General features: G+C 68.1%; 17 protein-coding genes, 5 tRNA genes and 1 pseudogene. 4 read left to right on the top strand and 19 right to left on the bottom strand.

Translation table 11 applies throughout. The annotated features are described in order from the left end of the window. From KAK06_RS12410 to KAK06_RS12400, 3 genes and pseudogenes are all read right to left on the bottom strand, one after another. Positions 1–191, bottom strand: a pseudogene (locus KAK06_RS12410) (hypothetical protein); the annotation flags it as partial. Continuing rightward, entirely contained in the window at positions 188–919 is a 732-nt protein-coding gene (gene scpB, locus KAK06_RS12405) for an SMC-Scp complex subunit ScpB (protein WP_210802415.1), read from the bottom strand. The pseudogene KAK06_RS12410 and the gene scpB, both read right to left, overlap by 4 nt. Positions 920–1,162: 243 nt before the next feature. Further along, a complete protein-coding gene (locus KAK06_RS12400) occupies positions 1,163–2,110 on the bottom strand; it encodes an RluA family pseudouridine synthase (RefSeq protein ID WP_375140891.1) in 948 nt (315 codons plus the stop codon). Between the two features lie 43 nt (positions 2,111–2,153). On the opposite strand from KAK06_RS12400, the gene KAK06_RS12395 reads away from it, so the two are divergent. Beyond that, on the top strand, positions 2,154–2,960 hold the full coding sequence (locus KAK06_RS12395) for an outer membrane protein assembly factor BamD (protein ID WP_210802414.1): 807 nt from the start codon (positions 2,154–2,156) through the stop codon (positions 2,958–2,960). Positions 2,961–2,984: 24 nt separating this feature from the next. On the opposite strand, the gene yoaA is transcribed toward KAK06_RS12395, so the two are convergent. Next, the gene (gene yoaA / locus KAK06_RS12390) at positions 2,985–4,961 is read right to left on the bottom strand and encodes a DNA repair helicase YoaA (protein WP_210802413.1); all 1,977 of its coding nucleotides are present in this window, start codon (positions 4,959–4,961) and stop codon (positions 2,985–2,987) included. Beyond that, positions 4,962–5,165 (bottom strand): YdcH family protein, encoded by a 204-nt coding sequence (locus tag KAK06_RS12385; RefSeq protein WP_210802412.1) that lies wholly within the window; start codon positions 5,163–5,165, stop codon positions 4,962–4,964. A gap of 44 nt (positions 5,166–5,209) precedes the next feature. Here KAK06_RS12385 and KAK06_RS12380 point away from each other — a divergent pair, with 44 nt between their 5' ends. Continuing rightward, positions 5,210–5,980: a PP2C family protein-serine/threonine phosphatase gene (locus KAK06_RS12380; protein ID WP_210802411.1), complete on the top strand. Its 771-nt coding sequence runs from the start codon at positions 5,210–5,212 to the stop codon at positions 5,978–5,980. Positions 5,981–5,990: 10 nt separating this feature from the next. On the opposite strand, the gene zapE is transcribed toward KAK06_RS12380, so the two are convergent. The 4 genes from zapE to KAK06_RS12360 form a co-directional block, all read right to left on the bottom strand. Continuing rightward, positions 5,991–7,088 carry a cell division protein ZapE gene (zapE, locus tag KAK06_RS12375; protein WP_210802410.1) on the bottom strand — a complete coding sequence of 366 codons (1,098 nt, stop codon included), beginning with the start codon at positions 7,086–7,088 and terminating at the stop codon, positions 5,991–5,993. Positions 7,089–7,182: 94 nt separating this feature from the next. After that, complete coding sequence (gene lpdA / locus KAK06_RS12370) at positions 7,183–8,610, bottom strand: dihydrolipoyl dehydrogenase (protein WP_210802409.1); 1,428 nt, start codon at positions 8,608–8,610, stop codon at positions 7,183–7,185. Between the two features lie 64 nt (positions 8,611–8,674). After that, a complete protein-coding gene (odhB, locus tag KAK06_RS12365; protein WP_210802408.1) occupies positions 8,675–9,928 on the bottom strand; it encodes a 2-oxoglutarate dehydrogenase complex dihydrolipoyllysine-residue succinyltransferase in 1,254 nt (417 codons plus the stop codon). 112 nt (positions 9,929–10,040) lie between these two features. Beyond that, complete coding sequence (locus tag KAK06_RS12360; RefSeq protein ID WP_210802407.1) at positions 10,041–12,896, bottom strand: 2-oxoglutarate dehydrogenase E1 component; 2,856 nt, start codon at positions 12,894–12,896, stop codon at positions 10,041–10,043. Between the two features lie 317 nt (positions 12,897–13,213). On the opposite strand from KAK06_RS12360, the gene KAK06_RS12355 reads away from it, so the two are divergent. Continuing rightward, a complete protein-coding gene (locus KAK06_RS12355) occupies positions 13,214–13,495 on the top strand; it encodes a hypothetical protein (RefSeq protein ID WP_210802406.1) in 282 nt (93 codons plus the stop codon). Here KAK06_RS12355 and KAK06_RS12350 read toward each other — a convergent pair whose 3' ends face one another. The 4 genes from KAK06_RS12350 to KAK06_RS12335 form a co-directional block, all read right to left on the bottom strand. Beyond that, a complete protein-coding gene (locus KAK06_RS12350) occupies positions 13,496–14,449 on the bottom strand; it encodes an NAD(P)H-dependent flavin oxidoreductase (protein WP_210802405.1) in 954 nt (317 codons plus the stop codon). It lies immediately after the preceding gene. Beyond that, a complete protein-coding gene (locus tag KAK06_RS12345; RefSeq protein WP_210802404.1) occupies positions 14,449–16,239 on the bottom strand; it encodes an acyl-CoA dehydrogenase in 1,791 nt (596 codons plus the stop codon). Before KAK06_RS12345 ends, KAK06_RS12350 begins: the two co-directional genes overlap by 1 nt. A 100-nt stretch (positions 16,240–16,339) precedes the next feature. Continuing rightward, on the bottom strand, positions 16,340–17,272 hold the full coding sequence (locus tag KAK06_RS12340; RefSeq protein WP_210802403.1) for an electron transfer flavoprotein subunit alpha/FixB family protein: 933 nt from the start codon (positions 17,270–17,272) through the stop codon (positions 16,340–16,342). Position 17,273: 1 nt separating this feature from the next. Next, the gene (locus KAK06_RS12335; protein ID WP_210802402.1) at positions 17,274–18,023 is read right to left on the bottom strand and encodes an electron transfer flavoprotein subunit beta/FixA family protein; all 750 of its coding nucleotides are present in this window, start codon (positions 18,021–18,023) and stop codon (positions 17,274–17,276) included. A gap of 239 nt (positions 18,024–18,262) precedes the next feature. On the opposite strand from KAK06_RS12335, the gene murI reads away from it, so the two are divergent. Next, complete coding sequence (gene murI, locus KAK06_RS12330; RefSeq protein WP_210802401.1) at positions 18,263–19,072, top strand: glutamate racemase; 810 nt, start codon at positions 18,263–18,265, stop codon at positions 19,070–19,072. Positions 19,073–19,085: 13 nt separating this feature from the next. Here murI and KAK06_RS12325 read toward each other — a convergent pair. From KAK06_RS12325 to lon, 6 genes are all read right to left on the bottom strand, one after another. Next, positions 19,086–19,174, bottom strand: a tRNA-Leu gene (locus KAK06_RS12325). Between the two features lie 71 nt (positions 19,175–19,245). After that, positions 19,246–19,321 (bottom strand) — tRNA-Gly (locus KAK06_RS12320). A 60-nt stretch (positions 19,322–19,381) separates the two neighbouring features. Continuing rightward, positions 19,382–19,457, bottom strand: a tRNA-Gly gene (locus KAK06_RS12315). 15 nt (positions 19,458–19,472) lie between these two features. Continuing rightward, positions 19,473–19,546 (bottom strand) — tRNA-Cys (locus tag KAK06_RS12310). A 78-nt stretch (positions 19,547–19,624) separates the two neighbouring features. Beyond that, a tRNA-Gly gene (locus tag KAK06_RS12305) sits at positions 19,625–19,700 on the bottom strand. 159 nt (positions 19,701–19,859) lie between these two features. Further along, positions 19,860–22,292 (bottom strand): endopeptidase La, encoded by a 2,433-nt coding sequence (gene lon, locus KAK06_RS12300; protein ID WP_210802400.1) that lies wholly within the window; start codon positions 22,290–22,292, stop codon positions 19,860–19,862. Between the last annotated feature and the right edge of the window lie 75 nt (positions 22,293–22,367).

Raw genomic sequence — 22,367 nt, 5'->3', positions numbered from 1 at the left:
CGCGGCGCGCGGGCAGGCTTGGCGGGCGCCGGCGTGTCGTTGTCCGTGGGCGCGGCGCCGACCGCGGGCGTGTCGCCGGCGGCAGGCGCGGCCTCGGCCGCCGGTGCGGCGGCGCTGCGCGTGCGCCGACGCGGCTTCGGGGCCTCGGTGGGCTCGTCGGGGACGGAGGGGTCTTGCGCGTCGTTGCTCATGGCTCGCTGGGGTCCTTCGGCACGTCGGCCTGGGGCAGTTCGGCGTCTGGGGACGGCGCCGTCGTGAGGGGGGGCTGATCAATCGGGTCGATCGGGTCGATCGGATCAGTGGATTCGGCGGACGCGCCCTCGGGGGCCTCGTCCAGCGGCAGTTCAGGCTGTTCGTCGAGCAGGTCTACCTGCTCGCCGGTCAAGGGCGCCAGCGTCTGGGCCGACATCGGGCCATCGAGGGCCGGCAGGCGGTCCAGGCTGTCCAGGCCGAGGTCGTCCAGGAACTGCCGCGTCGTGGCGTACAGCGACGGGCGGCCTGGGCCATCGCGGTGACCGATCACCTCGATCCAGTGGCGGTCTTCCAGCTGCTTGAGGATCTGGCTGGAGACGACCACGCCGCGGATGTCCTCGATGTCGCCGCGCGTCACCGGCTGGCGATAGGCGATGATCGCCAGCGTCTCCAGCACGGCGCGTGAGTAGCGGGGCGGCTTTTCGGGGTTCAGGCGGTCCAGGTACTCGCGCATCTCGGGGCGGCTCTGGAAGCGCCAGCCGCTGGCCAGGGCCACCAGTTCGACACCGCGACCGGCCCAGTCACGCAGCAGCTCGTCGAGCAGTTGGCGCAGGCTGTCGGCGCCGACCTGGTCGTTGAAGAGCGCACGCATGTCGCGCAGGGACAGCGGCTGGTTGGCGCAGATGAGCGCCGTTTCTAGAACGCGCTTGGCATCCTGGGTATTCATGGACACATGTGTCGGGCGCCGGCGTGGTGCCACGGCGCGTCAGGCGGTCAGGGCCGAATCCCGGTGGCACGTCGGACATCGGTGTCCGAGTTCGGACAGACGCGTGACTGGGGTTCAGGCAGCCCGCCGGCATGGGCCTGCCTACGCGGCAGACCGGGCGGTCGGTGTCGGCCGGGCCGATCGGACCGCCCCACTCTCGGGGGGCTTGGGCGCTGATTGTAGCGCGCTTCGACGAGGGGCCGCTCAGGGCGCCAGCACGGCCTGCCAGGCCTGGGCAAAGTCGGCCGGGGGTTCGCACCGGAACAGCATCGGCTCGCCGTTGATCGGGTGCGTGAAACCCAGCTCGGTGGCATGCAGGGCCTGGCGCGTCATCCCCAGCGCCGGGGCGCCGCCATACACCGCATCGGCCACCAGCGGGTGCCCCTGCGAGGCCAGATGAACGCGGATCTGGTGGGTGCGGCCGGTGTGCAGCGCGCAGCGCACAGCGCTGATGTCGCCGCGCAGGCCCAGGCGTTCGATGTCGGTGCGAGCCGGCTTGCCGCCGGCCACCACGGCCATGCGCACGCGGGCGCTTGGATCACGGCCGATCGGCGCGTCGATGCTGAACGGTGCCGCTGCCACCCGCCCATGCGCCAGCGCCAGGTAGCGCCGGCGCACGCTGCGCGCGGCGATGTCGCGCACCAGCGCAGTCATCGCCGGCAGGCTGCGCGCCACGACCATCAGGCCCGAGGTGTCCTTGTCCAGCCGGTGCACGATGCCCGCGCGCGGCAACTGGGCGCTGGCGGGATCGCGGGCCAGCAGGCCGTTGAGCAGCGTGCCCGTCCAGTTGCCGGCCGCTGGATGCACGACCAGGCCCGCCGGCTTGTTCACCACCAGCAGGTGGGTGTCCTCGAACAGGACCGCCAAGTCCATCGCCTGCGGCACGAAGGCAAGGCTCTCCTCGGGCAACGCCAGCCTCACCTCGACCGGCTGACCAGCCTTGAGCCGGCGTGAGGCCTGCAGCACCGGCTGGCCGCCGACATGCACCAGGCCGCGCTCGACCAAGGACTGCAGGTGGCTGCGCGAGAACTCCGGCGCCAGCATGGTCAGGTAGCGGTCCAGGCGTTCGCCATGGGCGGCATCCGGCACGGTCGCGGCGCGGGTTTCAGCCTGGTTGTCCAGGTCGGTGTCGTCGATGCCCGTCTGATCCAAGGAGCCCTCCTATAATCGGCCGCCTCTTCGCAGACCTTCCAACATGACCGCAGCTTTCTCGTCGCGCCGCCTGGCACGCCTTCTCTCGGCCCTGGCCCTGATCGCGCTGGCCGCCTGCAGCTCGACGCCACGGGAAGACGACGCGAAGAAGTCCGCCGAAAAATTGTATGCGGAGGCCAAGGAAGACATGGCCAGCGGCGCCTGGGACCAGGCGATCAAGACGCTGGAGCGCGTCGAGGGCCGTGCCGCCGGCACACTGCTGGCGCAGCAGGCCCAACTGGACATCGGCTACGCCCAGTGGAAGACCAATGAAAAGGCCAAGGCGCTGTCCACGCTGGACCGTTTTGTCAAGGTGCATCCGTCCAGCCCCGGTGTGGACTACGCGCTGTACCTGCGCGGCCTGATCAACTTCAACGACAACCTGGGGCTGCTGGGCTTCCTGGCCGGCCAGTCGCTGACCGACCGCGACCAGCAAGCCTCGCGCGATGCCTACCAGTCCTTCCGCCAGCTGGTCGAGCAGTTCCCTGACTCGCGCTATGCCGACGACGCTCGCGTGCGCATGGATTACATCGTCAACTCGCTGGCCGAGTACGAGGTGCATGTGGCGCGCTACTACCTGCGCCGCGGCGCGCTGCTGGCGGCCGCCAACCGCGCCCAGCAGGCCGTACAGGCCTACCCGCAGGCGCCGGCTGGCGAAGAAGCACTGTTCATCATGACCGAGGCCTACGACCGCCTGGGCCTGGACAAGCTGCGCGACGATGCCCGCCGCGTGCTCACCACCAACTTCCCGAACAGCCGCTTCGTGCAACCGGCGCTGGCCCAGGCCAAGCCCTGGTGGAAGCTCTGGTGAGCTGGTGGCGCTGAGCCGCCGCGCTCAGCCGCCGCGCTCTTCGGCCAGCGTGCGCAGCCACTGCAAGGCCTCTTCACCGCTGTCCAGCGGTGTCATGGGCGGCAGCGCCGCCAGCAGCCGCTTGCCGTAGCCCTTGTCGCGCAGCCGGGTGTCGCACAGCACCAGCAGGCCTTTGTCCTGTTCGGTACGTATCAGGCGCCCCGCGCCCTGCTTCAAGGACACCGCGGCCTCGGCGACGAAGTACTCGCTGAAGGCATCGCGCCCCTGTGACTTGAGCTGACGCACCCGCGCCTCGACCAGCGGGTCGTTCGGTGGCGGAAAGGGCAGCTTGTCGATCAGCACGCACTGCAGCGCATCACCGGGCACGTCGATGCCTTCCCAAAAACTCTGCGAGCCCACCAGCACGCTGCCGCCCTCGCCAAAGCGCGACAGCAGGGTGCGCTTGGCGGCGCTGCCCTGCACCAGCACCTGCAGCGGGCTGTCTATCGCGCTGAGCTCGCGCTCCAGCGCCTCGGCCACCAGCTTCAGCGCGCGCAGCGTGGTGGTCAGCACGAAGGTGCGGCCGCCCAGTGCCTTGGCGCAGTGCGCGGCAGCGCGTCCGACCAAGGTCAGGTGGCTGTCGTCGCCCGGGGCCGGAAAGCGTGGCGGCACATACACCCGGGCGTGCGCCGCATAGTCGAAGGGGCTGCCCACGCGCAGGCGGCGAGCGTCGTCCAGGCCGGCGGACTCGCAGAACCAGCGCAGGTCGGGCTCATCGCCCAGCGTGGCCGAGGTGAAGACCCAGGCGCGCGAGCCCGCGGCGCGCTGCTCGCCCATCATCGCCCGGATGTCCAGCGGCGACTCCACCAGCCGCGCCTGGTGGGCGGTCAGATCGATCCAGCGCACCCGCTCGGGCGGGCATTCGCGCTGGAAACGCAGGCACTGCTGACCCATCTCGCGGGCGCGCGATTGCAGGCGGGCGAAGTCCGGCGCGGCCTCGATCACAAGGTCCAGCGCCTCGGCGGCGCGGCGCAGGGCATCGGCCAGGCGGTCCAGCGCCGGGCCCAACGCATCGTCGCGCGCTGCCTCATCCCAGCGGCGCTTGAGCTGGGCGCGTACCTCGGGCAGGCCATGGGCGGCGGCCAGGCGCAGCTCGCGCGCGGCCAGCTCGATCGAGGCCGACAGCTCCTGCCACGGCGCCAGGCCGCGGGCGTGCTGCAGGCCAGCGGCCACCAGGTCGCGCGCCAGATCAACGCCCTGCCCCGTGCCCAGGGTCTGGCCCAGGAACTGCACGCCGGCCTCGACCATCTGGTGGGCCTCGTCAAACACCGCCACGTCCACGGTGGGCAACAGCTCGGCCACGCCGCTGTCGCGCAGCGACAGGTCGGCAAAGAACAGATGGTGGTTGATCACCACCACATCGGCCGCCATGGCGTCGCGCCGAGCCTTCATCAGGTGGCAGTTGACAAACTCCGGGCATTCGCCGCCCAGGCAGTTGTCGCGGCTGGAGGTGACCAGTGGGATGAGCTCGGAGCGCTCGTCCAGCCCGTCGAGCTCACCCATGTCGCCGCTGCGGGTGCCCTGGGCCCATTGCTCGATGCGGGTCAGCGCGCGGATCGATCCGCGGTCGGCGAAAGTGGCGCCCTCGCGGGCCTGCTGCAGCCGGTGGCGGCACAGGTAGCTGGCCCGGCCCTTGAGCAGGGCCACACTGGCCGGCACCTGCAAGGCCTCCTTCAGGCGCGGCAGGTCACGCAGGAAGAGCTGGTCCTGAAGGTTCTTGGTGGCGGTGCTGACCAGGGTGCGCCGGCCCGACAGCAGCACCGGCACCAGGTAGGCAAAGGTCTTGCCGACACCGGTGCCCGCCTCGGTGACCAGACAGCCCTGCGTGTCGATCGCCTCGGCCACCGCCTGCGCCATGTCCAGCTGCGGCTGGCGCGGCGCATAGCCTGGCGCCGCGCGCGCGAGGGCGCCGTCGGCAGCGAAGGCCTGGGCCACTGCCGCGGGCAATCCGGCATCGGCCATTCAGGCCGGCTCCGGCGGCTCGAGGGTGGCCTCCAGCACCGCGATCTGGTCGCGCAACACCAGGCGTCGCTTTTTCAGGCGACGCAGGGTCAGCTCGTCCAGCGGCGTCAACGGGTCGGTCCGATCGATCAGATTGTCCAGATCGGCGTGCTCGATGCGCAACTCGATCAGGCGACGTTGGGGGGAATGGAGGTTCTCCGTCATCCAGGGGGCGGCGAAATATCTGCTGACAGTTTATATTGCATGGCATGAGCACCCTCAGCACCCAGGCCTACCGGCTGACCGCGGCCACCGGCCTGCACAAGGGCGATAGAGCCTACCAGCAAGACCAGGTCGAGATTCTTCCGCACCACCGGGTTCCCGGCTGCCTGCTGGCGCTGGTGGCCGATGGTATGGGTGGCAAGAGCGGCGGACGTACCGCCGCCGACCAGGTGGTGCTGACCGCGCGCCAGGTCTTCGACCGATACAACCCGGCCGATGACGACACCGAGGCGATGCTCAGGCAGCTGGTGGTCGAGTCGCACCTGATGATCAAGCTCACGGCCATCACCGCCGATGAAGAGCCGCACAGCACCCTGGCCGCCTACCTGATCCTGCCCGACCGCAGCGCCTGGACGGTGCATGCCGGTGATTCGCGGGTCTACCATTTCCGCGGCGCCGAACTGGTGCGCCGCACCATTGACCACTCGTATGTGCAGCGCCTGATCGACGAAGGCAAGATCACCGAGGCCCAGGCCAACACCCACCCGCAGTCCAACCTGCTGACCGGTTGCCTGGGCACACAGCAAGACCCCCCGGTGGCGATCCAGCGCATCGAGCGGCTCGACCAGGGCGACGCACTGCTGGCCTGCTCCGACGGCCTGTGGCACTACCTCAGCAGCAAGGAACTGGGCGCGATCGTCAATGCGCTGAACCCGCGCGAGGCCAGCGAGATGCTGATCAGCAAGGCCCGACAGCGCGCCCGCGGTACCGGCGACAACCTGTCGCTGGCGCTGGTGCGGGTGGAGCCCATCAAGTAAGCCTGCGCCCTCAGGTCAGGCGCGTGTCGACCTCGCGCCGCTCCAGGGCCAGGAACTCGCGCGACTGCATTTCGTTCAGGCGCGACACCGTGCGCGGGAATTCATGCGCCAGCGGGCCCTCCAGGTACAACTGGTCCGGCGGCACGGCGGCCGACAGGATCAGCTTGACGCGGCGGTCGTAGAGCACGTCCACCAGCCAGGTGAAGCGCCGCGCCTCCGAGGCCATGCGCACCGGCATCTGCGGCACGTCCGACAGCAGCAGCGTGTGGAACTGGCTGGCCAGCTCCAGGTAGTCGTTCTGCGAGCGCGGGCCGCCGCACAGGGTCTGGAAATCGAACCACACCACGCCGCCAGCGCGCCGACGGGCGCGCAGCTCACGGTGCTCGATGTGCAGCAGCGGCGACTCGTCACGGGCCTCGGCCAGTTCCTCGAAGGCCCGGGTCATCGCCTGGTCGGCCACCTCGCCCAGTGGCGTGTGGTAGAGCTGCACATGCTCCAGCGTGCGCTGTCGGTAGTCGGTGCCGTTGTCGACGTTGATGACCTCGAGCTTGTCCTTGAGCAGCTCGATGGCCGGCAGGATGCGGTCGCGGTGCAGGCCGTTGGGATACAGGCCGTCCGGTACGAAGTTCGACGTGGTGACGATGGACACCCGGTTGGCGAACATCGACTCCAGCAGGCGGTGCAGGATCATCGCGTCGGTGACGTCGGCGACGTGGAACTCGTCAAAGCAGATCAGCCGGTAGCGCCGCGCGATGCGCTTGCCCAGTTCGTCCAGCGGGTTCTGCAGGCCCTTGAGGTCCTGCAGTTCGCGGTGGACTTCGCGCATGAACTCGTGGAAGTGCAGGCGCGTCTTGCGGGTCAGTGGCACCGCCTGGAAGAAGGCGTCCATCAGGAAGCTCTTGCCGCGGCCCACGCCACCGTACATGTACACGCCGCGCGGGATCGGCGGGCGCACCAGCGCCTTGGTGATGGCATTGCTGCGCCGGGCCTTGTAGGCCGCCCATTCGTCCTGGCAACGCTGCAGCGCCGCCACGGCGCGCAGTTGCGCCGGGTCGCTCTGGTAGCCGCGCTCGGACAAGGTCTGGTGGTACAGCTCGGTAACCGTCATGCCCCCACGCTCCCTGGCGGTCGCTGCCCCCCAAGGGGGCTTTGGCTGCGGACCGGCAAAGCCGGATCCGCGCCAAACCCTTGGCGAAGACGCATCAGAAGTTCAGCGTGCGCTTGTCGACGGCCAGCGCCGCTTCCTTGGTCGACTCGGAGAGCGACGGATGGGCGTGGCAAATGCGGGCGATGTCCTCGCTGCTGGCCTTGAACTCCATGGCCATCACCGCCTCGGCGATCAGCTCGGAGGCCATCGGGCCGACGATATGCACGCCCAGGATCTCATCCGTGGCGGCATCGGCGATGATCTTGACGAAGCCGGTGGTGTCGCCCAGCGCGCGCGCCCGGCCGTTGGCCAGGAACGGGAACTGGCCGGCCTTGTAGGCCACGCCGTCGGCCTTGAGCTGCTGCTCGGTGCGGCCGACCCAGGCGATCTCGGGGCTGGTGTAGATGACCCAGGGCACGGTGGCGAAGTTGACGTGGCCATGCTGGCCGGCGATGCGCTCGGCCACCGCCACGCCCTCTTCCTCGGCCTTGTGCGCCAGCATCGGGCCGCGCACCACGTCACCCACCGCCCAGACGCCAGGCAGGTTGGTGCGGCAGTCGCCGTCCACCACGATGGCGCCGCGCTCGTCGAGCTGCAGGCCGACCGCCTCGGTGTTCAGACCCGTGGTGTTGGGCACGCGGCCGATCGAGACGATCAGCTTGTCCACCGCCAGTTCCTGCGCGCCGCCCTTGGCGTCGGTGTAGGCCACGGTGACGCCCTTCTTGCCGTTCTTGACCTCGCTGATCTTGACGCCCAGCTCGATCTTCAGTCCCTGCTTGGTGAAGGCCTTCAGCGCTTCCTTGGCCACCGCCTCGTCAGCAGCGCCCAGGAAGGTGGGCAGGGCCTCGAGGATGGTGACCTCGGCGCCCAGGCGGCGCCAGACCGAGCCCATCTCCAGGCCGATCACGCCCGAGCCGATCACGCCCAGCTTCTTGGGCACGGCGCCCACGCGCAGCGCGCCGTCATTGGAGAGGATGTTGACCTCGTCGAACTCGGCGCCCGGCAGCGGACGGGCGTTCGAGCCGGTGGCCACGATCACCTGCTTGCCGGAGATGACTTCCTCGGCGGCACCAGCCACCTTGATCTCGTAGGCACCGTCCTTGGCCGCCACGAAGGAGCCGCGGCCATGGAAGAAGCTGACCTTGTTCTTCTTGAACAGGTAGAGGATGCCGTCGTTGTTCTGCTTCACGACGCCGTCCTTGCGGGCGATCATTTTCGCCACGTCCATCTCGACCTTGCCGGTGGAGATGCCGTGCTCGGCGAAGTGCTTGCTGGCGTGCTCGAAGTGCTCGGACGACTGCAGCAGCGCCTTCGAGGGGATGCAGCCAACGTTGGTGCAGGTGCCGCCCGGGGCCGGGCCGCCCGCGGCGTTCTTCCACTCGTCGATGCAGGCCACGTTGAAGCCCAGCTGGGCCGCGCGGATGGCAGCGATGTAGCCGCCGGGGCCGCCGCCGATGACGACGACGTCGAATTGCTTGGACATGAGAGTTCCTGGTGGGTCTGGACAAGCGCCCCGGCAGGCGGGGCGCTTTGGGCAGGTTCGGTGCTTAGATATCGAAGAGCAGACGTGCCGGGTCTTCCAGCGCTTCCTTCATCGTGACCAGGCCCAGCACGGCTTCGCGGCCGTCGATGATGCGGTGGTCATACGACATCGCGAGGTAGTTGATCGGGCGCACCACGACCTGGCCGTTCTCGACCACCGCGCGGTCCTTGGTGGCATGCACACCCAGGATGGCCGACTGCGGCGGGTTGATGATCGGGGTCGACAGCATCGAGCCGAAGGTGCCGCCGTTGGAGATCGAGAAGGTGCCGCCCGACAGCTCCTCGATGCCCAGCTTGCCGTCCTTGGCCTTCTGGCCGAATTCGCCGATCTTCTTCTCGATGTCGGCGAAGCTCAGTTGGTCGGCATTGCGGATGATGGGCACCACCAGGCCGCGCGGCGAGCCCACCGCGATGCCGATGTCGAAGTAGCCGTGGTAGACGATGTCATTGCCATCGACCGAGGCGTTCAGCACCGGGTAGCGCTTGAGCGCAGCGACCGCGGCCTTGACGAAGAAGCTCATGAAGCCCAGCTTGACGCCGTGCTCCTTCTCGAACTTGTCCTGGAACTTCTTGCGCATCTCCATCACCGGGGCCATGTTGACCTCGTTGAAGGTGGTGAGGATGGCGTTGGTCGACTGCGACTGCACCAGGCGCTCGGCGATGCGGGCGCGCAGGCGCGACATCGGCACGCGCTGCTCGGGGCGGTCGGCCAGGTTCTGCACCGTGGGCGCGGCCACCGCGGGCAGCGGCTTGGCGACAGCGGCATTCACCGGCGCGGCCACCGGGGCCGGCACCGCGGCCTTGGCCCCCGAGGCCACGGCACCCAGCACATCGCCCTTGGTGACGCGGCCGTCCTTGCCGGTGCCGGCCACCGAGCCGGCGGCCAGGTTGTTGTCGGCCATCAGCTTGGCGGCGGCGGGCATGGCCACGCCGGACTTGTCGGCCGAGGGCGCGGCCGCGGGGGCGGCAGCAGGCGCCGGGGCAGCTGCGGCCGGTGCGGCGGCGGCACCAGCCTTGCCTTCAGTGTCGATCTGCGCGATGACCTGGTCAGAGACCACGGTGCCGCCGTCGCCCACCACGTGAGCGGCCAAGACGCCAGCAGCCGGCGCCGGGACCTCAAGCACGACCTTGTCGGTCTCGATCTCGATCAGGATTTCGTCCACGGCCACGGCTTCACCGGGCTTCTTCTTCCACTGCAGCAGGGTGGCCTCGGCCACGGACTCGGACAGTTGGGGGACCTTGACTTCTACGATTGCCATGATGTGTCTTTCGTGTCGGTGCGGGGGACGCTGTGCATCCGCCAGCCCCGGCCTGGGCGCAGCGCCTCAGGCCAGGACTTCGGCGGCGCCCTGAGGGCGTCCGCCGTCGTGCTTATTTGCTGAGAATGAAACCCTTGAGCTTGCCGTAGGCCTGGTCCAGCAGCGCCTTCTGCTGGTCCTGGTGCAGGTGGGCATAGCCCACCGCAGGCGAGGCCGAGGCCGGGCGGCCGGCGTAACCCAGGCGCTGGCCATCCAGCATGTTCTCGTGGATCTGGTGCTGGATGAAGAACCAGGCGCCCTGGTTCTGCGGCTCGTCCTGGCACCACACGATCTCGGTGGCGTTGGGGTACTTCTTCAGCTCGGCGCCGAACACCTTGTGCGGGAACGGGTACAGCTGCTCGACGCGCAGGATGGCGACATCGGTGGCCTTCTTGTCCTCGCGCTTCTTGACCAGGTCGTAGTAGACCTTGCCCGAGCAGGCGATCACGCGCTTGACCTTGGCGTTGTCGATCGCCTCGTTCTGCTCGCCGATCACGGTCTTGAACTCGCCGCGGGTGAAGTCGGTCAGCGGCGAGGTGGCGTCCTTGTTCCGCAGCAGCGACTTGGGCGTGAAGATGACCAGCGGCTTGCGCAGCGGGCGCACCATCTGGCGGCGCAGCAGGTGGAAGATCTGGCTGGCCGAGGTGGGCTGCACGATCTGCATGTTGGTGTCCGCCGCCAGCTGCATGAAGCGCTCCAGGCGGGCCGAGCTGTGCTCGGGGCCCTGGCCTTCGTAGCCGTGCGGCAGCATCAGCGTCAGACCATTGACGCGGCCCCACTTCACCTCACCCGAGGCAATGAACTGGTCGATCACCACCTGCGCGCCATTGGCGAAGTCGCCGAACTGCGCTTCCCAGATGGTCAGCGTGTTGGGCTCGGCCGAGGCGTAGCCGTACTCGAAGCCCAGCACCGCCTCTTCGGACAGGATGGAATCGATGACGGTGAATTGCGCCTGGTTGTCGGCCACGTGCTGCAGCGGGATGTAGGTGCCTTCGTCCCACTTTTCGCGCTTCTGGTCATGGATGACCGCATGGCGGTGGGTGAAGGTGCCGCGGCCGCAGTCCTCGCCGGACAGGCGCACCGGGTAACCGGCGGCCACCAGCGAGGCAAAGGCCATGTGCTCGCCCATGCCCCAGTCGACGTTGATGTCGCCCCGGCCCATGGCCGCGCGGTCGTCGTAGACCTTCTTGACCAGCGGGTGCATGTTGACGGTGGCGGGAATCGTCGTCAGGCGCTCGGACAGGCGCTTCCACTCGGTCAGCGGGATCGCGGTGTCGGCCGAGTCGGTCCACTTCTTGCCCAGGTAGGGCAGCCAGTCGACGGCGAACTTGCTCTTGAAGTTGCTCAGCACCGGGTCGACCGTGTGGCGGCCGGCGTCCATGGCGGCGCGGTAGGCCTTGACCATGTCATCGCCCAGCGTGTCGCCCAGGCCTTGCGCGGCCAGCTTGTCGGCGTACAGCTTGCGGGTGCCCGGGTGCTGGGCAATCTTCTTGTACATCAGCGGCTGGGTCAGCGCCGGCGTGTCCTGCTCGTTGTGGCCCAGCTTGCGGAAGCAGATGATGTCCACCACGACGTCCTTGCGGAAGGTCATGCGGAACTCCAGCGCCAGCTGGGTGGCCAGCACGACCGCTTCCGGATCATCGCCGTTGACGTGCAGCACCGGCGACTCGATCATCTTGACGATGTCGGTGCAGTACAGCGTGGAGCGCAGGTCACGCGGATCGCTGGTGGTGAAGCCGATCTGGTTGTTGATGATCAGGTGCACCGTGCCGCCCGTGGAGTAGCCACGGGTCTCGGACAGCATCAGGGTTTCCTGGTTCACACCCTGGCCACCGAAGGCCGAGTCACCGTGCACCAGCACCGGCAGCACCTGCGCGCCGACCTTGTCGCCGCGGCGGTCCATGCGGGCGCGCACCGAGCCCTCGACCACCGGGTTGACGATTTCCAGGTGCGAGGGGTTGAACGCCAGGCTCAGGTGGACCGGGCCGCCAGCGGTGGAGATGTCGGAGCTGAAACCCTGGTGGTACTTCACGTCACCGGCGGGCAGTTCCTCAGGGGCGGTGTGGTCGAATTCGGCGAACAGATCCTTGGGCATCTTGCCCAGGGTGTTGACCAGCACGTTCAGGCGGCCGCGGTGGGCCATGCCGATGACGATTTCCTGCACGCCTTGCTCGCCACCACGCTGGACGACTTCGTCCATCGCCGCGATGAAGCTTTCGCCGCCTTCCAGCGAGAAGCGCTTCTGGCCAACGTACTTGGTGTGGAGGAAGCGCTCCAGGCCCTCGGCCGCGGTCAGGCGCTCGAGGATCTGCTTCTTCTTCTCGGGGCTGAAGCTGGGCTTGGAGCGGATCGATTCCAGCTTTTCCTGCCACCAGCGCTTTTGCGTCTGGTCGGTGATGTGCATGAACTCGACGCCCAGCGTGCCGCAGTAGGTCTCGCGCAGGGCCTGCAGGATGTCCCGCAGCGTCATGTTCTCGGCCTTGCTGAAATAGCTGTTGGCCGCCGAGAACGAGATGTCCATGTCGGACTCGGTCAGGTCGTAGAACGCCGGCTCGAGTTCGGGGATCTTGGGGCGCTCGGTGCGCTTGAGGGGGTCCAGGTCGGCCCAGCGGGCGCCCACGTTGCGGTACGCGGCGATCAGCGACTGGACATGAACCTGCTTGCGGGCGACGGCCAGATCGGCCGAGCTGGCCTTGGCGGCGAAGGCGTTGGCCTTGGCGCGCTGGGCGAAGGACTCGACGACCGGCGCATGGGCGACGTCGCGGGCTTCGGTGCCGTCGGTGGCGGGGACGTGTTGCAGCGCGTCGAAGTAGGCGCGCCAGTTGTCGGGCACGGAGCCCGGGTTGTCGAGGTAGGCTTCGTACATCTCCTCGACGTAGGGCGCATTGCCCCCGAACAGGTACGAGTTCGACCTGTATTGCTGCATCATCTTTCGCTCACCTTTCGTCCCGGTTCCCAGGACTCCGATGGGTTGATCAACCTTCCGCGACCCGGCTTCACCGGTTGGCGGATTGCGACCCGCCTTGCTCGGTTTGTCTCGACTACCAGCAAGGGGACACAGAAGGACCTATTCAAGTCACATCCAGCACTTTAACACCGCTGTGACCTGTTGTTGTGGGGCGTATTACGCGCCTCCAATCCCTTTACTTTCCTGACAAATCGGCGCCGGGGTTGAAAAATGCGTCGGTGGAATCCCGTCCCCCTGCCCGGTTGCGCGTGATCCGGCTGCGCTCGGAGGCACCCGCCATGCCTGCGCCCGGGGTGGCCTGCAACGGCTGCGGCGTGTGCTGCGCCTGGGCGCCCTGCCCGCTGGGCATGCTGGTCAGTGGCCGGCGCCGCGGGCGCTGCCGTGCGTTGCGCTGGGATGCGACGCAGCGCCTGTACCGCTGTGCCATGGTCAGCCAGCCGCGCCGCGTGTGGCGCTGGTGGCCGCGGTGGGCCGAGCCGGCGCTGCAGCGCCTGGCGCGGCGCTGGATCTCGGCCGCCAGCGGCTGTGACGCCGACCTGACGGCCGCTCGCAGCGACTGATCAGCCCATCAGGCGCGCGCGGGCCGCGGCGTACTCGCGGGCCAGCTGCGCCACCAGATCGGCCGCCGGCTGCACCCGGGTGATGGCGCCAATGCCCTGACCGCAGCCCCAGATGTCCTTCCAGGCCTTCTTGGCGTCGCCGCCGAAGTTCATCTTCGACGGGTCGCTCTCGGGCAGGTTCTCCGGGTCCAGGCCGGCGGCGCGGATCGACGGCTTCAGGTAGTTGCCGTGTACGCCGGTGAAGAGGTTGGAGTAGACGATGTCGTCGCTGCTGCTGTCGACGATGCACTGCTTGTAGGCGTCCACCGCACGCGCTTCATCGGTGGCGATGAAGGCCGAGCCGATGTAGGCAAAGTCGGCCCCCATGGCCTGCGCGGCCAGGATGGCGCCGCCGCTGGCGATCGAGCCCGACAGGGCCAGCGGGCCGTCAAACCACTGGCGAATCTCCTGGATCAGCGCGAACGGGCTCTTGACGCCCGCGTGACCACCGGCGCCGGCAGCCACCGCGATCAGGCCGTCGGCGCCCTTCTCGATGGCCTTGTGGGCGAAGGCGTTGTTGATGATGTCGTGCAGCACCACGCCGCCCCAGGCGTGCACCGCCTCGTTGACGTCGGTGCGCGCGCCCAGCGAGGTGATCACCACCGGCACCTTGTAACGGGCGCAAACCTCCAGGTCGTGCTCCAGCCGGTCATTGCTCTTGTGCACGATCTGGTTGATCGCAAACGGCGCGGCCGGCGTGTCGGGGTGGGCCCGGTCCCAGGCCGCCAGGGTCTCGGTGATCTCGGCCAGCCACTCATCCAGCTGCGAGGCCGGACGCGCATTGAGCGCCGGCATCGAGCCGATGATGCCGGCCTGGCACTGGGCGATCACCAGCTTCGGGTTGGAGATGATGAACAGCGGCGAGCCGATCACCGGCAGGCGCACGCGTTGCAGCGCGGCAGGCAGACGGCTCATCAGAAGGCCTCCAGCGCCATCGCGGTGACACCGGCATGGCCGTCGACGATGCTTTCGCGCAGGCCGGCGGTGCGGGTCAGCAGGTGGTCGGCGTAGAAGCGCGCAGTGGCGATCTTGGCCTGCATGAAGGCCGCATCGTCACCCGCGGCCAGGCGGTCTTCGGCGGCCATCAGCGCGCGGCCCATCTGCCAGCCGGCCATCAGGTTGCCGGCCAGCATCAGGTAGTTCACGCTGCCCGCGAACACGGCGTTGGGGCTGGCCTTGGTCTGACCGGCGACGAAGTCGACCACCGCCAGGAAATCGGCGCGCGCCGCGGCCAGGCGCCTGGCAAAGGCCTTGGCGTCGTCGCTGGGACGCGCGGCCAGCGCTTCCTCGGTGGCAGCGATCTGCGCCGCGATGGCCTTGGCGGTCTGGCCGCCGTCGCGCGCCGTCTTGCGGCCGATCAGGTCGTTGGCCTGGATCGCGGTGGTGCCTTCGTAGATGGTCAGGATCTTGGCGTCGCGGTAGTGCTGGGCGGCGCCGGTTTCCTCGATGAATCCCATTCCGCCATGGACCTGGACACCCAGGCTGGTGACCTCCAGGCTGGTCTCGGTGGAGTAGCCCTTGACCAGCGGCACCATGAACTCGTAGAAGGCCTGGTTCTGCTGGCGCACTGCGGCGTCGGGGTGGTGGTGCGCGGCGTCGTAGGCGGCGGCGGCCACCAGCGACATCGCGCGGCAGCCTTCGGCCGTGGCGCGCATCGTCAGCAGCATGCGGCGCACGTCGGGGTGGTGGATGATGGCGGCAGCGCCCGGCACCGAGCCGTCCACCGGACGCGACTGCACGCGGTCGCGGGCGTAGGCCACGGCGCGCTGGTAGGCGCGGTCCGACACCGCCAGGCCCTGCACGCCCACGCCGAAGCGCGCGGCGTTCATCATCACGAACATGTACTCCAGGCCGCGGTTCTCCTGGCCCACCAGGTAACCCACCGCGCCGCCGTTGTCACCGAACTGCAGCACCGCGGTGGGGCTGGCCTTGATGCCCATCTTGTGCTCGATGCTGACGCAGTGCACGTCGTTGCGCGGGCCCAGCGAGCCATCGGCGTTGACCAGGAACTTCGGGCAGATGAACAGCGAGATGCCCTTGACGCCCTCCGGCGCCCCGACCACGCGGGCCAGCACCAGATGGACGATGTTCTCGGCCATGTCGTGCTCGCCCCAGGTGATGAAGATCTTGGTGCCGAAGACGCGGTAGGTGCCATCCGGCTGCGGCTCGGCACGGGTGCGCACCGCGGCCAGGTCGGAGCCGGCCTGCGGTTCGGTCAGGTTCATCGTGCCGGTCCAGGTGCCGTCGATCATCTTCGGGATGAAGGTGGCCTTCTGCTCGTCGGAGCCGGCGGTCAGCAGGGCCTCGATCGCGCCGTCGGTCAGCAGCGGGCACAGCGCGAAGCTCAGGTTGGCGGCGTTGACCATTTCCTGGCAGGCGGCATGGATCAGCTTGGGCAGGCCCTGGCCACCCACATCGGCCGGGTGGTGCAGGCCCTGCCAGCCGCCCTGGGTGTATTGGTCGAACGCGGCCTTGAAACCGGGCGTGGCGTGGACCTTGCCGTCGCTGAAGTGCGAGGGATTGATGTCGCCTTCCCAGTTCAGCGGCGCGACCACGTCCTCGTTGAGCTTGGCGCACTCCTCCAGCACGGCCTGGGCGGTGTCATAGCCCGCGTCCTCGAAGCCGGGCAGCTGGGCGATGGCGTCGATGTTGGCGAGTTCCTTCATCGCGAACAGCATGTCCTTGACGGGGGCGCGGTAGCTCATGAAATGTCTCCGGGGAAAGGCAGGGGGCGAAAGAAAGGGCGCCACGACGGGCGCCCTTGCTGTGTTGGCGAGGGCCGCGCGGCGGCACCTCAGGCGCGGATCAGAGGGCGTTGATCAGCTCGGGCACGGCGGCGAACAGGTCGGCCTCCAGGCCGTAGTCGGCGACGCTGAAGATCGGCGCTTCCGGGTCCTTGTTGATCGCGACGATCACCTTGGAGTCCTTCATGCCGGCCAGGTGCTGGATCGCACCGCTGATGCCGCAGGCGACATACAGCTGCGGCGCGACGATCTTGCCGGTCTGACCGACCTGCCAGTCGTTGGGCGCGTAGCCGGCGTCCACCGCGGCGCGGCTGGCGCCCAGCGCGGCGCCCAGCTTGTCGGCCAGCGGCGTCAGCACCTCGTTGAACTTCTCGCTGCTGCCCATCGCCCGGCCACCGGAGACGATGATCTTGGCGGCGGTCAGCTCGGGGCGGTCGCTCTTGGCGATCTCGCGGCCGACAAAGCTGCTCTTGCCGGCAGCCGCGGCGGCGGCCACGGTCTCGACCGCGGCCGCGCCACCGCTGGCAGCGGCGGCATCGAAGCCGGTGGTGCGCACCGTGATCACCTTGACCGCATCGGCGCTCTGCACTGTGGCGATGGCGTTGCCGGCGTAGATCGGACGCTCGAAGGTGTCGGCCGAGACCACCTTGGTGACGTCGGACAGCTGCGCCACATCCAGCTTGGCGGCCACGCGCGGCGCGACGTTCTTGCCGTTGGCGGTGGACGGGAACAGGATGTGGCTGTAGCCAGAGGCGATGGCCAGCACCTGGGACGCCACGGCCTCGGCCAGTTGGTCGCCCAGGCTGGCGCCATCGGCGTGCAGCACCTTGGCCACACCGGCGATCTGCGCGGCAGCCGCGGCGGCGCCGCCGGCGTTGTGGCCGGCCACCAGCACGTGCACATCACCACCGCAGGCCGCAGCGGCGGTCACGGTGTTCAGCGTGGCGCCCTTGACGCTGGCGTTGTCGTGTTCAGCAATGACGAGGACGCTCATCTCAGATCACCTTCGCTTCGTTCTTCAGCTTGCTCACCAGGGTGGCCACGTCGGGCACCTTCACACCGGCGCCGCGCTGCGGCGGCTCGGAGACCTTGAGCGTCTTGATGCGCGGGGCCACGTCCACACCCAGGTCGGCCGGCTTGACCGTCTCCAGGGGCTTCTTCTTGGCCTTCATGATGTTGGGCAGCGTGACGTAACGCGGCTCGTTCAGGCGCAGGTCGGTGGTGATCACCGCGGGCAGCGCCAGCTTCAGCGTCTCCAGGCCGCCGTCCACCTCGCGGGTCACGGTAGCGGCGCCGTCAGCGACTTCCACCTTCGAGGCGAAGGTGGCCTGCGGCAGGTCGGCCAGCGCGGCCAGCATCTGGCCGGTCTGGTTGCAGTCATCGTCGATCGCCTGCTTGCCCAGGATCACCAGACCGGGCTGTTCCTTGTCGACCAGGGCCTTGAGCAGCTTGGCCACGGCCAGCGGCTGCAGCTCGGCGTCGGTCTCGACCAGGATGGCGCGGTCGGCGCCGATGGCCATCGCGGTGCGCAGGGTTTCCTGGCACTGGGTGACGCCGCAGGAGACGGCGATCACCTCGGTCACGGCGCCCTTTTCCTTCAGGCGAACGGCCTCTTCGACGGCGATCTCGTCAAAGGGGTTCATGCTCATCTTGACGTTGGCGATGTCCACCCCCGTGCCGTCGGACTTCACGCGAACCTTCACGTTGTAGTCGACGACGCGCTTGACGGGTACCAGTACCTTCATGCTGCGTTGCTCCTGTCGGATGTCGAGGTTGTTGAATTGACGTTAACGTAAACCAAGCGATTCTAGGGGCGATGCGTGCCGCACGGCATCTTCCCTCGTGGAAACTCGCGTGGACGGGCGCGCGGCACCCGTCTTTTAAATCGAACGTTCGTTCTATTTTAGGTGTCAGCCGGTCGATCGCACAAGCCAACTCGGTGAAAACCCGAAGGGACGATGCGAGCAGGTAGACTCCCGCCCGCATGTACGACCTGCCCCGCCCGCCCCGCGCCATCGGCGTCTTCGACTCCGGCGTGGGCGGCCTGTCGGTGCTGCGCGCGCTGCACCGCCTGCGGCCCGAACATCCGCTGCACTACCTTGCCGACTCGGCCCACGCCCCCTACGGTGACAAGGATCCCGCGCAGGTCATTGATCGCAGCCAGCGCCTGGCCGAGCACCTGCTCAACAGCGGCGCCGGCATGCTGGTGGTGGCCTGCAACACCGCCACCGCCTGGGCGATCGATCACCTGCGGGCGCGCTATCCCACACTGCCGCTGGTCGGCGTGGAGCCAGGCGTGAAGCCCGCGGCAGCACTCAGCCGAAGCGGTCACATCGCCGTCATGGCCACCACGGCCACGCTGGCCAGCCCCCGCTTTGACGCCCTGGTGCAGCGCCACGCCGGTCACTGCGAGGTGATGCGCCTGCCCTGCCCCGGCCTGGCCGCCGCCATCGAGCAGGGCGAGGACGGCCGCGCCGAGATCGAGCGCCTGCTCGACCGCCATCTGGCGCCACTGAACGCCGCCGCCGTGGATGTGGTGGTGCTGGGCTGCACCCATTACCCCTTTGTGGCCGAGCGCATTGCGCAGCGACTGCAACCCGGCGTGCAGTTGCTGGACACCGCCGAGGCCGTGGCGCGCCAGGCGATCCGCCTGCTGGGCGAAGCCCCTGCGGCCAGCGCCGAGGCGCCCTGGACCGGCCTGCGCCTGGAGAACACCGGCCCGACCGAGGTGCTGGAGCGGCTGACCCGCGACTGGCTGGGTCTGACGACCGCGGCGCGTCGCGTGGTGGTCTGAGGCGTCTGGGCGCTGGTGCCTGGAACGGGACTCGAACCCGTACGCCCCTTGCAGGGCTGCGGAGTTTAAGTCCGCTGCGTCTACCGATTTCGCCATCCAGGCGGCACACGTGGGGCCCATGATAGGCGGTGCCACACAGCGCAACGGCCGCACAGAGTGCGGCCGTTGGGGATTGGAGCGGGAAACGAGGCTCGAACTCGCGACCTCAACCTTGGCAAGGTTGCGCTCTACCAACTGAGCTATTCCCGCTTGGGATGCGTGGGCCTGCCGGCCCCGCCGATGCGCCCGAAGGCTCACCGGTTGGTGATCTGGAGCGGGAAACGAGGCTCGAACTCGCGACCTCAACCTTGGCAAGGTTGCGCTCTACCAACTGAGCTATTCCCGCGTCGCTTCAAGAGACTGGAGGCGCGATCCAGAGTCGAACTGGACTAGACGGATTTGCAATCCGTTGCATAACCGCTTTGCTATCGCGCCTTCGGATTCCCGAAGGAGGCGTGCGCCGCCAGGCTCCCCCGATGAAAAAGGGAAGCCGGGGCTTCCCTCTTGGGCATCTGGAGCGGGAAACGAGGCTCGAACTCGCGACCTCAACCTTGGCAAGGTTGCGCTCTACCAACTGAGCTATTCCCGCAGGGGCTCCTCTCGGAACACTTTCGCTGCTGACGCGCTTGGTGTCGCTCGGCCTGTCGCTCTCTTGCAAGAGCGCCCTGCCGCAGCAGCGAAGCTCGCATTATAGGCAAAAACATGGCCGCCATGAAGCGGCCATGAGATTTTTTCGACGGGCGAACGATCAGTGCGTCAGGTCCGGCCCCGTCCCCACGGCACCGCTCTCGGCGGCCGGTGTGGCGGCGGGCGCGGCGGACGTCGCCGGCTCGTCGTCAGGCAGCGGCGAGGGAGCGGATTCCAGCGCCACTTCCAGCACCTTGTCGATCCAGCGCACCGGCACGATCTCGAGCTGACTCTTGACGTTGTCCGGGATGTCCTGCAGGTCCTTGACGTTCTCTTCCGGAATCATCACCAGCTTGATGCCGCCACGGGCCGCGGCCAGCAGCTTTTCCTTCAAGCCGCCGATCGCCGTGACCTCGCCGCGCAGTGTGATCTCGCCGGTCATCGCCACGTGCGCCTTGACCGGGATGCCGGTCAGCGCCGAGACGAAGGCGGTGGTCATGGCCGCGCCGGCGCTGGGGCCGTCCTTGGGCGTGGCGCCATCGGGCACGTGGATGTGCACGTCGCGCTTCTCGAAGAGTTCGTCCTTGATGCCCAGGCGCCGAGCGCGGCTGCGCACCACCGTGCGCGCGGCCTCGACCGATTCCTTCATCACATCGCCCAGCGAGCCGGTGCGGATGATGTTGCCCTTGCCCGGCATGGCCGTGGCTTCGATGGTCAGCAGATCGCCGCCCACCTCGGTCCAGGCCAGTCCGACCACCTGGCCAACCTGGTTGGTCTTCTCGGCGCGGCCGAAGTCGAACTTGCGCACACCCAGGAAGTCGTGCAGGTTCTCGTCGGTCACCACCACCTGGCCGCTGTAGGTCTTGAGCTGGTGGCCCTTGACCACCTTGCGGCAGATCTTGGAGATCTCGCGCTCCAGCGAGCGCACGCCCGCCTCACGGGTGTAGTAGCGGATGATGCCGCGGATAGCGGATTCGGTGACCTCCATCTCCTCGGCCTTGACGCCATTGTTCTTGGCCTGCTTGGGCAGCAGATAGCGCTGGGCGATGTGCAGTTTCTCGTCCTCGGTGTAACCCGACAGGCGGATCACTTCCATGCGGTCCAGCAAGGCCGGCGGCATGTTCATCGAGTTGGAGGTGGCCACGAACATCACATCCGACAGGTCGAAATCGACCTCGATGTAGTGGTCGCTGAAGGTGTGGTTCTGCTCGGGGTCGAGCACCTCCAGCAGCGCCGACGACGGGTCACCGCGGAAATCCATGCCGAGCTTGTCGATCTCGTCGAGCAGGAACAGCGGATTGCGCACGCCCACCTTGGACAGGCTTTGCAGCACCTTGCCCGGCATCGAGCCGATGTAGGTGCGGCGGTGGCCGCGGATCTCGGCCTCGTCACGCACGCCGCCCAGGGCCATGCGCACGAACTTGCGCCCGGTGGCGCGCGCCACGCTCTGCCCCAGCGAGGTCTTGCCCACGCCCGGGGGGCCGACCAGGCACAGGATGGGCGCCTTGACCTTGTCGACGCGCTGCTGCACCGCGAGGTATTCCAGGATGCGGTCCTTGACCTTCTCCAGGCCGTAGTGGTCCTCATTGAGGACTTCCTCGGCGTTGCCCAGGTCGTGCTTGACCTTGGACTTGCGCGCCCAGGGCAGGCCGATCAGCGTGTCCAGGTAGTTGCGCACCACCGTGGCCTCGGCCGACATGGGTGACATCAGCTTGAGCTTCTTGAGTTCGGCATCGGCCTTCTTGCGCGCTTCCTTGGGCATGCGCGCGGCCTTGATCTTCTTCTCGAGCTCCTCGATGTCGGCGCCTTCTTCGCCGTCGCCCAGCTCCTTCTGGATGGCCTTGACCTGCTCGTTGAGGTAGTACTCGCGCTGGCTCTTTTCCATCTGCCGCTTGACGCGGCCGCGGATGCGCTTTTCCACTTGCAGGATGTCGACCTCGTGCTCGAGCAGCTCGAGCAGCTTCTCCAGGCGCTCGGAGACCTCGAACAGGTCCAGCACCGACTGCTTGGACTCGAGCTTGAGCGGCAGGTGCGCGGCGATGGTGTCGGCCAGGCGCCCCGGCTCGTCGATGCCGGCGATCGAGGTGAGGATCTCGGGCGGGATCTTCTTGTTGAGCTTGACGAACTGGTCGAACTGCTGCGTCACGGCGCGGCGCAGGGCCTCGACCTCGGGGCTGGCCTCGCCGGCCGGCGCGACCGGCACCACTTCGGCAATGAACTGCTCGCCCTGGTCGGTGACCTGGCGGGCCACGGCGCGCTGCACGCCTTCGACCAGCACTTTCACCGTGCCGTCGGGCAGCTTGAGCATCTGCAGGATGCTGGAGATGCAGCCGATCTCGAACAGGTCGTCGGCCTTGGGCTCATCCTTGCCGGCGGCCTTCTGGGCCACCAGCATGATCTGCCGGCCGCCTTCCATGGCGGCTTCCAGGGCCTTGATGGACTTGGGCCGCCCCACGAACAGCGGGATGACCATGTGCGGGAACACGACCACGTCGCGCAGCGGCAGCAGCGGCAGCGTGATGGGTTCCGGGGGAAGAATCGGGTGTCCGGACATCAAGGGCCTCACTTTCTCGAACCCATCTGGGGGCCGAGCGGGTGTTTGCAAGTGACCAGCGTCATCGGGGGCTGG

Source organism: Ideonella aquatica, from assembly GCF_018069755.1.
GTDB classification, from domain to species: domain Bacteria; phylum Pseudomonadota; class Gammaproteobacteria; order Burkholderiales; family Burkholderiaceae_C; genus Ideonella; species Ideonella aquatica.
Note: the sequence above shows the minus strand (reverse complement) of the source record. Positions and strands in the feature narration are given on the sequence as shown.

Excerpts from the sequence above, each read along its gene's own strand:
- zapE (WP_210802410.1), bottom strand. The coding sequence starts at position 7,088 with ATGACGGTTACCGAGCTGTACCACCAGACCTTGTCCGAGCGCGGCTAC.
- scpB (WP_210802415.1), bottom strand. The coding sequence starts at position 919 with ATGAATACCCAGGATGCCAAGCGCGTTCTAGAAACGGCGCTCATCTGC.
- KAK06_RS12335 (WP_210802402.1), bottom strand. The coding sequence starts at position 18,023 with ATGAAGGTACTGGTACCCGTCAAGCGCGTCGTCGACTACAACGTGAAG.
- murI (WP_210802401.1), top strand. The coding sequence starts at position 18,263 with ATGTACGACCTGCCCCGCCCGCCCCGCGCCATCGGCGTCTTCGACTCC.
- KAK06_RS12360 (WP_210802407.1), bottom strand. The coding sequence starts at position 12,896 with ATGATGCAGCAATACAGGTCGAACTCGTACCTGTTCGGGGGCAATGCG.
- KAK06_RS12395 (WP_210802414.1), top strand. The coding sequence starts at position 2,154 with ATGACCGCAGCTTTCTCGTCGCGCCGCCTGGCACGCCTTCTCTCGGCC.
- lpdA (WP_210802409.1), bottom strand. The coding sequence starts at position 8,610 with ATGTCCAAGCAATTCGACGTCGTCGTCATCGGCGGCGGCCCCGGCGGC.
- yoaA (WP_210802413.1), bottom strand. The coding sequence starts at position 4,961 with ATGGCCGATGCCGGATTGCCCGCGGCAGTGGCCCAGGCCTTCGCTGCC.
- KAK06_RS12355 (WP_210802406.1), top strand. The coding sequence starts at position 13,214 with ATGCCTGCGCCCGGGGTGGCCTGCAACGGCTGCGGCGTGTGCTGCGCC.
- lon (WP_210802400.1), bottom strand. The coding sequence starts at position 22,292 with ATGTCCGGACACCCGATTCTTCCCCCGGAACCCATCACGCTGCCGCTG.
- KAK06_RS12385 (WP_210802412.1), bottom strand. The coding sequence starts at position 5,165 with ATGACGGAGAACCTCCATTCCCCCCAACGTCGCCTGATCGAGTTGCGC.
- KAK06_RS12345 (WP_210802404.1), bottom strand. The coding sequence starts at position 16,239 with ATGAGCTACCGCGCCCCCGTCAAGGACATGCTGTTCGCGATGAAGGAA.
- odhB (WP_210802408.1), bottom strand. The coding sequence starts at position 9,928 with ATGGCAATCGTAGAAGTCAAGGTCCCCCAACTGTCCGAGTCCGTGGCC.
- KAK06_RS12380 (WP_210802411.1), top strand. The coding sequence starts at position 5,210 with ATGAGCACCCTCAGCACCCAGGCCTACCGGCTGACCGCGGCCACCGGC.
- KAK06_RS12350 (WP_210802405.1), bottom strand. The coding sequence starts at position 14,449 with ATGAGCCGTCTGCCTGCCGCGCTGCAACGCGTGCGCCTGCCGGTGATC.
- KAK06_RS12340 (WP_210802403.1), bottom strand. The coding sequence starts at position 17,272 with ATGAGCGTCCTCGTCATTGCTGAACACGACAACGCCAGCGTCAAGGGC.